The sequence below is a fragment of the Kitasatospora sp. NPDC057198 genome (assembly GCF_042670125.1).
In the GTDB taxonomy this organism is placed as follows: Bacteria; Actinomycetota; Actinomycetes; order Streptomycetales; family Streptomycetaceae; genus Kitasatospora.
The window spans coordinates 1-11,789 of record NZ_JBHUWH010000235.1 but is presented as its reverse complement, the minus strand read 5'-3'; the positions used below and the strand labels follow the sequence as shown (position 1 = coordinate 11,789).

The following is an 11,789-nucleotide window of genomic DNA, read 5'->3' as shown; positions in this document are numbered from 1 at the left end:
GCGCGGAACAGGCACAGCGACAGGCACACGGACAGGCGTCCGGGCGGACGGTGCGGACAGAAACCGCACCGACGAGCCGGACGACGGCACGGAGGGACGGGGCAGACGTGACAGAGGACGGGCAGCAGCCGCCCGACGGCGACCTCGCGACCAGGCGCGGCCCCGCCTCGCAGCAGGACATGCGGCGGCAGAACCTCGCCCTGGTGATGCGCACCGTCGCCGCCGCCCACCCGCTCTCCCGCGCCGACGTGGCCGGCCGCACCGGCCTGACCCGCACCGCCGTCTCCAGCCTGGTCGACGAACTCATCGGCGGCGGACTGCTGCTGGAGGGCGAACTCGAACGCAGCGGCCGGGTCGGCCGCCCCGGCCGCGCCCTCGTCCTCAACGGCGACGGCCCGGCCGGGCTGGGCCTGGAGATCGGCGTGGAGCACCTCAGCGCGTGCGTCATCGACCTGCGCGGCGAAGTCCGGGTCGAACTGCACTGCCCCGCCGCCAACGCCGGCCGCCCCGCCGAGCAGACCTTCGCCGAGCTCGCCGAGCTCGCCGCACTCGCCGAGCGCGAGGCCGTCGCGCTCGGCCTGCGCGTGGTCGGGCGGGTGCTCGCCGTCCCCGGCAGCGTCCCGCTGGACAGCCCCGGCAGCCGGATCGAGCACGCCCCCAACCTGGGCTGGCACCAGGTCGACGTCACCGAACTGTGGCCCGGCAACGCCTCCGGCGCCGGTGACCGCGCCGAGGACTCCGGCGCCGTTCCCGGTACCGCGTCCAGCACTGTTCCCGGTACCGCGTCCAGCGCCGTGCCCGCCGTCGAGAACGAGGCCAACCTCGGCGCACTGGCCGAACTCTGGCAGGGCACCGGCAGCGGCACCTTCGTGCACATCTCGGCCGGTGAGGGCATCGGCGGTGCGCTCGTCCTGGACGGGCGCCTGTTCCGCGGCGTCCAGGGCTTCGCGGGCGAACTCGGCCACCTCACCGTCCGCCCCGACGGACGCGCCTGCTCCTGCGGCGCCCGCGGCTGCCTCGAACCGTACGCGGGCCTGGCCGCCGTGCTCCGCTCCGCCGGGATCACCGACGACCTGGACCGGCCGGATGACCTGACGTTCACTCAGGAGGCCGACCCCATCGCCGAGTTGGCCCGCCGCGCGGAGGCGGGGGACGCCGCCGTCCGGCGCGCCCTGCGGCACGCGGGCACCGCGCTCGGCACCGCGCTGGCCAGTACGGTCAACCTGATCGACCCCGCCACGCTCGTCCTCGGCGGGGCCTACGCCGACCTCGCACAGTGGCTGCTGCCCGCGATGCGGGCCGAGCTGACCGAGCTGATCCGGGTTCGTCCCTGGCCCGAAGAGGCCCTGCGCGCCTCGCCGTTGGGCCGCCGCGGCCCCGTCCTGGGTGCCGCCCTGGTCACCGTCCGCGGCCTGCACACCGACCCGGCCGGGCTCTGGCAGACCGAGGCCGGCTGACCCGGCCGACCGGCGGCCCGTACGGCCCGCGCGGCCCGTACGGCCCGTGCGGACGCACAACGGCGGGGTCCCGAACGGGACCCCGCCGTCAACGTTCACCGGGAGGTGTCAACTTCCCCGTCTTTCAAGGGAGTCGGCGGACCGCCCGGCTTCAGCGGTGCGCACCCCGGCGGCGGCGACGCGCGACCAGCACGCCACCCGCGCCGACCAGCGCCAGACCGGCCACGGTGGTGCCGACCACGCTGGCACCGGTGAACGCCAGGCTGTCGCCCGCCGGGCTCTCCGAGGCCGAGGCGCTCGGCGAGACCGCCGCGCCGGAAGGGCTCTCCGACGGCGACGCGGACGGGCTCGCGCTGCCGGAGGGACTCCCCGACGGCGACGCGGACGGGCTCGCGCTCTCGGAAGGGCTCTCCGACGGCGATGCGGACGGGCTCGCGCTCCCCGAGGCGCTCTCCGAGGGCTTGGGGCTCTCCAGCGGAGACTCCGAGGGCTTCGGCGACGGGGAGGTCTCCGTCGAGCTCGCCGGGCAGGTGTGCGACAGGTTGAACAGGTTCTCGCTGCCGCCCTCCACCTCGGCCACCGCCGAGGTGAGCTCGGCGCCCGGGGCCGACGCCACGTAGGCGTGCTTGCCGGCCGGGTTGCCGGGGAAGCTGGTGATGACCTGGGTGCCGCCCGGCTCGAAGGTCACGGTGAGCTTGACGAAGTCGGCGTCGTTGCCCGGGAGGACGAAGTGCCAGCCGTCCTTGGAGGCCGGGACGCCGGTGCAGGTGTCCTCGTGCTCGCCGTAGCCGGAGGCAGTGGTCGGAACGTGCTGCCGCAGCGTCGAGGTGTAGGTGCCACCGCTGGTGGCGAACGCCGAACCCACGGTCGGCGCGGATATCAGCCCGGCGGCGACCACCACGGCGGCCGCGCGGAGGGCGATGGATCGGTGCATGTGCTACCTGTCCACTCTTTGGTGCTGGGGGTGAATTTCAGCCACGGGGTCCGGGGCTGCCCAAATCTCTCCAGCCGGCAAGGTTGGGGTCAAGCCCCTGGACGCAGAGCGGCGTGGTCCCCGTCGAGCGCGCCGGGCAGGTGCGCGACGGGTTGAACTTGGCCTTCTCGGCGTCGCCGACCCGACGTGGGCGTGCTTGCCGGCCGGGTTGCCGGGGAAGCCGGTGATGACCCGCCGGCCGCCGGGCTGGAAGGTGACGGTGGGCTCGACGGAGTCCGCGTCGTTGCCGGAGGGGACGACGTGCCGGCCGTCCCGGGTCTTCGGGATGCCGTTGCGGTCACCGCGGTCCTTGGCGTCGGTGGCGTCGGTGGCGCTGAGCGGCGGGTCCTCGGCCCGGTTCAGCTCGAGGGCGTACGTGCTGCTGCTCGCCGCGAAGGCCGGGTGCGGACGCCGCTGGGGCCGTGGTTCCACCGGTGGCCGGACGCGTGGTGCTGGGCGGGTGCGTCCGGCCACCGGGGTCTGAGGGAGGGGGAGTTGCGGCACGCGGCCGGGGCTCGAGGGCCCGGGTGCTTGAGGGCCTGGATGCCTGGGTGCTTGAGGGCCCGGCCGCTGGCGGTCGGTGGTCAGTGCTGCGGCAGGGCGGTGGAGCGCAGGCCGCGGGTGGTGAGCGCGGCGAGGACGGCGGGCAGCGCGGTGACGGTGTTGCGGTTGCCGTGGTCGTGCAGCAGGACGGTGTCCCCGGGGCGGGCCGCGGCGACGACGGCGACGATCTCGGCGGGTTCGGCGCCGTCCCAGTCCCGGGGGTCGACGTTCCAGAGCGTCTCGGCCAGGCCCGCGTCGGCGGCGGCCCGCCGGACCTCCGGGGAGGTGGCGCCGTACGGCGGGCGGAACAGTACGGGCGGGCGGCCGGTGAGTTCGGCCAGGACGCGGTTGGTGGAGCGGATCTCGTCCCGGACGGCGGGCAGTGGCAGGCCGGGCAGCGACGGGTGCGACCAGGTGTGGTTGGCGATCGCCATCCCGGCCCGGTCCAGGGCGCGGACCAGCTCCGGGTGGCGTTCGGCCTGCGCGCCGCACAGGAAGAAGGTGGCGCGGTGCCCGGTGGCGGTCAGGGCCTCGATCAACTCGGGCGTGGAGTCGGGGTGCGGGCCGTCGTCGAAGGTCAGGGCGAGGGTGCCGGGCGGCGCCGGTGACGGGTGGGCGGCGGGCTCGGCCATGCGGCTCTCCTCCGATCGATGCATCCGAAAGTTTCGAATACTTGTCGAATGTTACGGTGTGACTCGGACGACGGTAGGGGAGCCCGGCGGGGCCGTCAACCACTCTGCGCGGCCCGGAACGTCCGGACCGCGCAGGAGAGTTGGCGTGCGTCATGCAGTTGTAGGCCGCCGGCCGGCCGCCGGTCGGCTGTTGATCGGTCGCCGGTCGGCCGCCGGTCAGCTGTCGGCCGGCGGCGGGGCGGTGCTGGACCGGACGACCAGGCTGGTGGCGAGGTCGACCCGGGTCGCGGTGGGCTGCTCGCCCCGGCCCAGCTCGATGGCGAGCCGGGCCGCGGTCTCTGCCATCTCGACCAGCGGCTGGCGGACGGTGGTGAGCGGCGGCCCGACCCAGCGGGCCAGCGGCAGGTCGTCGAAGCCGACCACCGAGAGGTCCTCCGGCACCCGCAACCCCAGTTCGCGGGCGGCCTCGTACACGCCGAGGGCCTGCAGGTCGTTGCCCGCGAAGATGGCGGTGGGCCGGTCGGGCCGGGTCAGCAGGGTGTGGGCGGCGGCCTGTCCGATCTCGTGGTAGAAGTTGCCCTCGATGATCAGCTCCGGGTCGACCGGCAGCCGGGCCGTGCCCAGGGCGGTGCGGTAGCCGTCGACCCGGGCGCGGCTGCACATCATGCCGGACGGGCCGGAGATCATCCCGATCCGGCGGTGGCCGAGGTCGAGCAGGTGCCGGGTGGCGGCCAGGCCGCCCTGCCAGTTGGCGGCGCCGACGGCCGGCACCCCCTCCGCCGGGTCCCCGGCCGGGTCGAGCACCACGAACGGGATGTCCCGGCTGGCGAGTTGGTCGCGCTGGGCGGCGTCCAGCTCGGACAGCACCAGCACCACGCCGGCCGGCCGACGGGCCAGCACCCCGTCCACCCAGGTCTGGCCCGGGGTGAGCCGCCCGGCGGACTCGGAGAGGACCACGCTCAGCCCCTCGTCCCGGGCGACGTTCTCCACGCCCCGGATCACCTCCATCGCCCAGGCGTTGTCGAGCTGGTGGAAGACCAGGTCGAGCAGCCGGGACGGCGGTGCGGCGGTGCGGCGGCGCTGGTAGCCGGTGCGGCGCAGGATCTCCTCGACCTTCGCGCGGGTCGCGGGCGCGACGTCGGCCCGGCCGTTCAGCACCTTCGAAACTGTCGGCGCCGAGACGCCGGCCGCCCGGGCGATCTCCGACAGGGTCGGTGCGGGGTCGGGTTCGAGTTCTGCAGCGCTCATGGCTCGGATAGTAGCGCCCCGGAGGCATCACGGGTTGGCCCGGTCGACGGCCTCGATCCGTACGGGCGGGGCGCCACGCACCTTCACAACATTCGCACGAATCACGAAACATGAGGGGCGGCAGCCTGTCCGATCGGTCGGTCGAACGCGCCTGCGGGGCGGCGGAGCACGGCTCCGGGCGGTACGCCGGTCGGGCCCGGTGGTCGTGGTGCAGGCTCTCCCCGTGGTCCTCTCCGAGACCGCCCCCGCTGCCGTCCTCGCGCCCGTGGCCGCCGCCGTGGCCGTTCCCGAAGCCGCCGCAGCGACCGGTCCGAGCCGGGGGGAGCCGTCCGCCGGACTGCGGGACGAGTCCAACGCGGCCGTGCGCAGGCCCGATCGGCTCGCGGAGACCGGACCGGCCGCGCTCGCCGTCCTGGCCGCCCTGATCGACCGGCTGGACGCCGCCGACCCCCTCCCCGGCCCCGCCGACGCCCCGGGCACCGTCTGGCTCCCCGACACCAACGGCCGGCTGGACGGGGCGATGATGCTGCGCGGCAGCTTCCCGGACGCCGACCTCACGGTGATCGCCTCGCAGTACGGCGAGGACGCCCACCGCCGGGGCCGGCTGGTCCCGGACCGTGTCCTGGCCCCGGACGAGCACGCCCGGCTGGTCGACCGGGCCGTGGACTGGGCCGACCAGGACCACGAACTGCCCGAGGTGCTGGCCGAGTTCGGTACGCCCTCGGTGGTCTACGGCGACCCCGCGCCCGAGCGGCCCAAGACGCTCGCCTACCTGGGCGCGGACCGCACGGCCCCCGTCGTCACCTTCCACCTCGACACCGGCGGGGTCCTGCTCGCGGCCCGCGCCACCGACGAGTTCCCCGCCGGCTGGGCCGTCACCCCGGCCGGGCTGGACCAGTACCACTGACCCCGGCCCCACCCGGCGAGCTACGGCCCCCGCACCCTCACCCGCGCGACCCTCGCCGCCACTAGCCACGGCGCCAAGACCTTCATCGACGAACGCCTCGTCCTCGAGGCCGAGCACCTCCTCCTGCACACCGGCGCCACCACCGCCGCCACCACCACCGCCACCATCGGCGACCGTCCCGGCTTCCCGGCCACCACCGTCTTCACCCGCTTCTTCCGCCGCCGCACCGGCGAGATCCCGACGGGCGTGGGGCTCAGGCGGGCGGGAGCATGGCGCGGCGGCCGGGGGCGGCGGAGGACTGCATGGTCATTCCGCCGTCCACGACGAGGAGTTGGCCGGTGAGGTAGCGGGATTCGTCGGAGGCGAGGAAGACCATGGTGTGGGCGATGTCCTCGGGTGCGCCGAGGTAGGGGAGGGCGTTGCCGGCCAGCAGGGAGTCGATCACGGACTGCGGCAGGTTGTCGCGCAGGGCGGGGGTGAGGACGGCGCCGGGGGCGATCGCGTTGCAGCGGACGCCCTGCGGGCCGTACTGGACGGCGGTGGACTTGGTGATGCTGACCACCGCGGCCTTGACCGCGCCGTACGCGGTCTGGGTGACGTCGCCGACCAGGGCGGCGACCGAGGCGGTGTTGATGATGGAGCCGCCGCCGGCCCGGATCAGGTGGGGGAGGGCGAGGCGGGAGCCGATCAGGGTGGAGCGGACGTTGCGGGAGACGGCGCGGTCGAACTCCTCGAAGTCCATCCGGAGCAGGTCGAGGTCGCGGCGCGGGTCGGTGCCGCCGACGTGGTTGCACAGGACGTCGAGGGTGCCGAACTCGCGGACGGCGGCGGCGAACAGCTCCTCCAGGGAGTGCTCGTCGGTGACGTCGACGGTGAGCGGCAGGGCGTGCCGGCCGGCGGCCTCGACCAGGCGGGCGGTCTCCTCGGCGGCCGCGCCGTCGTAGTCGGCGGCGACCACCAGGGCGCCTTGGGCGGCCATCAGCTCGGCGGCGGCCCGGCCGATGCCGCTGCCGGCTCCGGTGATCACCGCGACCTTGTCCTTGAGGCGTTCCATGGGGTGTGTCCTTCCGTGGGTCCGACCTGCTCCGTTCTCATGTGCATAGTACATAGTCTGTGTATGGTGCACATAATGTGCATGATGCATACCGCCGGTCGGGGCGGGCCGCGGGCAAAGCGCGGGCAATGTCCGGGTGAACTTCCGGGCGAACTCCCGGGCGCGCGGGATCGACGGCGGATCCGCCCCCGGAAAGCCGCCCGCATTAACAAGGGAGAACTTCGCGGCGAACAGCGGCACCGCGAGAGGGATTCCGCTTTCGCGCTTCCTCCGTGCACACATAGCGTTCGCCGCGTGACGATGTGCGTCCGGTTCGCGGTCCGCGCGGGTCGGCAGGGTGTTCGGTGGCGCGGCCGGGGAACGGGCGCGCACCGGCGGACAATCCGGGGGTAGCGGCGGTGCGCGGGGAGGGCCTGTTCACGGAGCGGGCGCCGAACGGGCGGTTCCAGTGGCAGCTCAAGGCGATGAACGGGCGGGTGGTGGCGGTGTCCTCCTCCGTCCACGAGTCGTCCGGCGACGCCGAACGGGCGTTCGCCGAGCTGGTCGCCCTGGGGCCGGCGCTGGTGGCGCGGATCACCCATGTCCGCGACGGCCTGGGCTGGACCTGGGTGGTCCCCGGGCCGCGGGGCAATCCACTGGTCAAGTCGAGCCGGGCGTACGAACGTTACGCGACCTGCCAGAACGCGTTCCGGCGCTTCGTGGCACTGGTGGCCCGGATGTCCGAGGCGGCCGGAGCGCCGGCCGCCGGCGTGCGGCCCGCCCCGGGGTCGGCGACCGCGCCGCCCGGGGCCGGTGGGCTCCGAAGACCGGGGGGTGCCGGCGAGGTCGAGGCCGGGGCCGAGCCCGGGGTCGGGGATGGAACCGGGGATGGAACCGGGGACGGGTCGTGAACGCGTCGGACGCCGGCCGCGGCCCCCGGCTGGTGCCGGTGCGCGCGGCGGACGGGCGGGTCGGCTGGTCGCTGGTGGCGGCGAACGGCAGGCGGCTCGCCTCGGCCGTCCGCGCCTACCGCAGCGACCGTGAACTGGCCTCCGGAATAGGTGAGTTGCTGGCCGAGCGGGCGGTCCTGCGGTTCGTGCTGAGCCAGCGCGAGGACCGCCTGTGGATCTGGACGGCGCACCTCCCGGCCCGCACCACCCGGGCCGGTGCGGGCGGCGGCGAGGCGATAGCGCGCAGCGCTCGCGGCTACCTGCGCCGCGACCAGTGCCGGCAGAGCGTGGCCGCCTTCCTGCAGGGCGCCGACCACCTCCAGCGGCTGCGGCGGCTGGCCGGCGGGATGCCGCCGCCGGCCGCCTGGTGAGCCCACCGGGTGGAGCACCGTGGGCGGAACGTTCGAAGCGCCCGGAACGCCCCGGCCCTCGCGGCAGGGTGTCCGGGCGCTTCGAACGTTCCGAGCGCTTCGGGTGCTTCGAGCGTTTCGGGCGTCCGGAGCGTGCGAGGGCCGAGCGGGCGTGGCGGGGCGGCAGGTGTGCGGACGGTGTGGGTCGGGTGGGGACGGTGCAGCAGGAGTGAAGCGGAGGTGTCCGGGGTGACCCCGTGGGCACACCTGGAGAAGAACGCCTCCGGGCCCGGAGGGATGGTCGATCGACCGTCAAATGCCGCCGCCACCTGGTGACTTCGTCGCAGCGCCGGTCGGCGGCCGGGAAGTCGGGAGCGGTGGCCGGTGCTTCCGGGGAACCGGCGGCCCCGGCGAGGATCGCACCGCCGGAAAGCCGCGGAGCTTTCCGGTACCGGGCCCCGCCAGGTTCCGGTCCAGCTAGGACTTTCCCCTACGGAGGAACAGGACCATGCGTCACACCGCCGCCAAGGCGTTCGCCGCCGTCGCGATGACCGCCGCCCTCACCGCCGTCGCCGTCCCCGCGATGGCGGACCCGGCCACCGGCACCGTCCCGGCCGCCACGGACATCGTCGGTTCGGGCTCGGACACCACGCAGGCTCTGCTCAACCAGTTCTCGGTCGACTACAACGCCACCGTGTCGGGCACCCCGAAGCTGTACAGCTGGGACGCGACCGGCTCGGCCACGATCACCCCGAAGAGCGGCGCGGCCTCGATCACCCGCCCGAACGGTTCCGGCGCCGGCATCGCCGCGCTGAACGCCGCCGGCAGCCCGTTCGACTACGCCCGTTCCTCCCGGGGCCCGCAGACCGGCGACCTGCCCTCCAACCTGTTCGTCGCGTTCGGCAAGGACGCGGTGACCTGGTCGGCGCAGTCCGGCGGCCACGCCCCGGCCAACCTGACCACCCAGGACCTGTACGACATCTACTCCTGCACCGTCAACAAGACCAACTGGTCGAACTTCGGCGGTGCCGCCGGCACCATCAAGCCCTACCTGCCGCAGATCAACTCCGGCACCCGCTCCTTCTTCCTGAAGGCGATCGGCAACCCGACCCTGGGCGCCTGCGTGGTCACCGGCCCGCAGGAGAACGAGGGCACCGACACGCTGCTGAACGACCCCGACGTGATCTTCCCGTACTCGGTCGGCCACTGGGTGGGCCAGGCCAACGGCCACAAGGACGCCGTCGACGACAAGGGCAACCTGACCCTGCGCAGCATCAACGGCGTCGCCCCGCTGACCACCGCCGGCACCCTGAACCCGACGTTCGCGAACCCGGTCTACGGCCGGGTGCTCTACAACGTGGTCCGTGAAGCCGACTGGACGTCCACCGGCGCCAAGGGCGTCGCGCTGCGCGCCATCTTCGGCTCCACCGGCTACCTCTGCTCCACCGCCGGCAAGGCCAGCACGGTCAGCTACGGCTACCTGGCCCCGGCGGCCTGCGGTTCCACCATCCACATCTGACGGTCCCGCCCCGGGTCCGTCCGGCACCGCACGCAGCACGCCGCCGTCCGTCCCGCGCACCGGCCGGGACGGGCGGCGGCCCGTGCACAGCACCCACCGCCCCCGCACGCGCCACGCACGTACGCACCCGCACGCGCCACGCACGTACGCACCCGCACGCGCCACGCACGTACGCACGACCACCGCGCACCCAGTCCGAAGGAGCCAGGATGTCCCGTCCCACCGTCCGGATCGCCGCCGCCGTCGCCGGTCTCGCCCTCGCCGCCACCGCCGCGTCCGCCACCTCCGCCTCCGCCGCCCCGGTGGGCGGCAGCGCGGTGATCCACGAGAGCAACGCCTTCTTCCAGCAGGCCGCCCAGGCGGGCATCGTGGCCGTGCCGCTGCCCACCGCGACCGCCGGGTACGACGCCGCGACCGGTCTGTCGGCGAGCTTCCCGGTGACCGACGGCAGCGGCAGCCTGAGCACCTTCTTCGGCGGGGTGAACCTCGGTGGCGGCCTGCTGTTCGTCGACGCGCGGACCGGCAGTGCGGTCTCCTTCCACCAACTGGCCTTCTCCTTCGACAACTGGACGGTGACGGCCGTTCCGGACGGCTCCAGCACCCCGATCGCGCTGTTCGACCCGGCGGGCGGCAACGCGATCACCGTCAGCGGCAGCACGCAGAACCTGTCGGCCGATTCGCTGGTGCTGGACGCCGAGGGCGCCCAGTACCTCGACAACAGGCTGCACACCGGCTTCTTCACGGCCGGCCAGAGCGTCGGCTCCTTCACGGTGTCGTACACGCCCGCCTCCTGATCCTCCGACAGGCTCTGCCCCCGCTCGCACCACCTGCGCGCCGCCCGCCCGACCGACCGGTCAACGGTCGGGCGGGCGGTCGGGCGTACGCGGGGGTGTCCTGGGGGTGTTCGGGGGGTGTCCGGGGCGGCCCCGCCGGAAGAACGGTGGTAGGCGAACCACGTGCTCTCCGGGCGCTCCGAGCTGGGCGTCCGGTGGATCGCGGTGGTGTGCCGGGCGGGGGCGGCGGTTCCGCGGAGCGGTGGGCGGGGCCGAGGATCGGTGCTGCCGGGCCGGTGGGCGGCCCGTTCCGTGGAGGGGGAGGACCATGCGTCGCACCGTTGCCGCGAAGGGGCTCGGGGCCGGGCTGGGGGCCGCCGTACTCGTGGCCGTCACGGCCGTTCCGGCGTCGGCGGACCCGGCACCGGGGGTGCTGCCGGCCGCGCAGGACATCGTGGGAGTGGGGGCCGACACCACCGCCGCGCTGATGAACCGGCTCTCGGCCGACTACAACGCCACCGTGTCGGGCACCGCCCCGCACCTGTACAGCTGGGACGCGGCGGGCTCCCTCAAGATCACCCCGAAGAGCGGTGCCGCCGAGGCGTACCGGCCGAGAGGCACCTACGCCGGTCTGCTGGCCCAGCTGTACGACCCCGCCGCGGTGGACTTCGTGCCCGCGGCCCGGGGCCCGCGGAGCGGGGAGCCGTTGGGCCTGCTGTACGTGGCGTACGGCAAGGACGCGGTGACCTGGTCGGCGAAGGCGGGCGGCCACGCTCCGGCCGACCTGACCACCCAGAACCTGTTCGACATCTACTCCTGCTTTGCGGGCAAGACCGACTGGGCGGCGTTCGGCGGCACCGCGGGCACCATCAAGCCCTATCTGCCGCAGCTGGGCTCCAGCACCCGGGAGCGCTTCCTGAAGGCGATCGGCAGCCCGGTCCTGGGGGCCTGCGTGGTCACCGGCCCGGAGGAGAACCAGGGCACCGACCCGGTGCTGAACGATCCGGACGTGATCTTCCCGTACTCGGTGGGCCACTGGGTGGGCCAGGCCGACGGGCACACCACCGCCACCGACGACAGGGGGGTGCTGACCCCGCGCAGCGTCAACGGCGTCGCCCCGCTGACCGCCTCCGGCACCCTGAACCCCCTGTTCGCGAACACCGTCCACGGCGAGCTGATCTACAACGTGGTCGAGGGGAGCGCGTGGAGCGACCCCGTTCGCGGGCCGCAACTGCGGGCGTTTTTCGGCCCGTTGGGATACCTGTGCTCCAGCGCGGGCCGGGCTGCCGTGGTCGACTACGGGTACATGACGGTGCCGCCCGCCCTCTGCGGTTCCACCAGCCACATCTGACGCAGCATCAGATGCGGCGGGCATCTCCACCGCGCCGCCCGACCGGATCCGGT

General features: G+C 74.3%; 11 protein-coding genes and 1 pseudogene. 8 read left to right on the top strand and 4 right to left on the bottom strand.

What is annotated here, in order from left to right:
• Positions 1-107: 107 nt before the first annotated feature.
• The gene (locus ACFUEL_RS24220; protein WP_380238849.1) at positions 108-1,457 is read left to right on the top strand and encodes an ROK family protein; all 1,350 of its coding nucleotides are present in this window, start codon (positions 108-110) and stop codon (positions 1,455-1,457) included.
• A 151-nt stretch (positions 1,458-1,608) separates the two neighbouring features.
• Here the strand turns inward: ACFUEL_RS24220 and ACFUEL_RS24215 are convergent, their stop codons facing one another.
• The 3 genes from ACFUEL_RS24215 to ACFUEL_RS24205 all read right to left on the bottom strand — a co-directional run bounded on the left by ACFUEL_RS24215 (position 1,609) and on the right by ACFUEL_RS24205 (position 4,853).
• Entirely contained in the window at positions 1,609-2,391 is a 783-nt protein-coding gene (locus tag ACFUEL_RS24215) for an LPXTG cell wall anchor domain-containing protein (protein WP_380238848.1), read from the bottom strand.
• 623 nt (positions 2,392-3,014) lie between these two features.
• Positions 3,015-3,605, bottom strand: coding sequence for a polysaccharide deacetylase family protein (locus ACFUEL_RS24210; RefSeq protein WP_380238847.1), 591 nt, complete (start codon positions 3,603-3,605; stop codon positions 3,015-3,017).
• Positions 3,606-3,821: 216 nt separating this feature from the next.
• The gene (locus tag ACFUEL_RS24205; RefSeq protein WP_380238846.1) at positions 3,822-4,853 is read right to left on the bottom strand and encodes a LacI family DNA-binding transcriptional regulator; all 1,032 of its coding nucleotides are present in this window, start codon (positions 4,851-4,853) and stop codon (positions 3,822-3,824) included.
• Between the two features lie 223 nt (positions 4,854-5,076).
• On the opposite strand from ACFUEL_RS24205, the gene ACFUEL_RS24200 reads away from it, so the two are divergent.
• Complete coding sequence (locus ACFUEL_RS24200) at positions 5,077-5,760, top strand: hypothetical protein (protein ID WP_380238845.1); 684 nt, start codon at positions 5,077-5,079, stop codon at positions 5,758-5,760.
• Positions 5,761-5,838: 78 nt separating this feature from the next.
• Positions 5,839-6,102, top strand: a pseudogene (locus ACFUEL_RS24195) (hypothetical protein); the annotation flags it as partial.
• Here the strand turns inward: ACFUEL_RS24195 and ACFUEL_RS24190 are convergent.
• Positions 6,014-6,814, bottom strand: a complete 801-nt coding sequence (locus ACFUEL_RS24190; RefSeq protein ID WP_380238844.1) for an SDR family NAD(P)-dependent oxidoreductase — start codon at positions 6,812-6,814, stop codon at positions 6,014-6,016. The pseudogene ACFUEL_RS24195 and the gene ACFUEL_RS24190 sit on opposite strands and share 89 nt — an antisense overlap.
• Positions 6,815-7,212: 398 nt before the next feature.
• Here ACFUEL_RS24190 and ACFUEL_RS24185 point away from each other — a divergent pair, with 398 nt between their 5' ends.
• The 5 genes from ACFUEL_RS24185 (at position 7,213) to ACFUEL_RS24165 (ending at position 11,736) form a co-directional block, all read left to right on the top strand.
• Entirely contained in the window at positions 7,213-7,704 is a 492-nt protein-coding gene (locus ACFUEL_RS24185; protein ID WP_380238843.1) for a hypothetical protein, read from the top strand.
• On the top strand, positions 7,701-8,114 hold the full coding sequence (locus ACFUEL_RS24180; RefSeq protein ID WP_380238842.1) for a hypothetical protein: 414 nt from the start codon (positions 7,701-7,703) through the stop codon (positions 8,112-8,114). Before ACFUEL_RS24185 ends, ACFUEL_RS24180 begins: the two co-directional genes overlap by 4 nt.
• A 487-nt stretch (positions 8,115-8,601) precedes the next feature.
• Complete coding sequence (locus ACFUEL_RS24175) at positions 8,602-9,612, top strand: substrate-binding domain-containing protein (RefSeq protein WP_380238841.1); 1,011 nt, start codon at positions 8,602-8,604, stop codon at positions 9,610-9,612.
• Positions 9,613-9,821: 209 nt separating this feature from the next.
• A complete protein-coding gene (locus tag ACFUEL_RS24170; RefSeq protein ID WP_380238840.1) occupies positions 9,822-10,406 on the top strand; it encodes a hypothetical protein in 585 nt (194 codons plus the stop codon).
• A gap of 307 nt (positions 10,407-10,713) precedes the next feature.
• Positions 10,714-11,736 (top strand): hypothetical protein, encoded by a 1,023-nt coding sequence (locus ACFUEL_RS24165; RefSeq protein WP_380238839.1) that lies wholly within the window; start codon positions 10,714-10,716, stop codon positions 11,734-11,736.
• Positions 11,737-11,789: the final 53 nt, after the last annotated feature.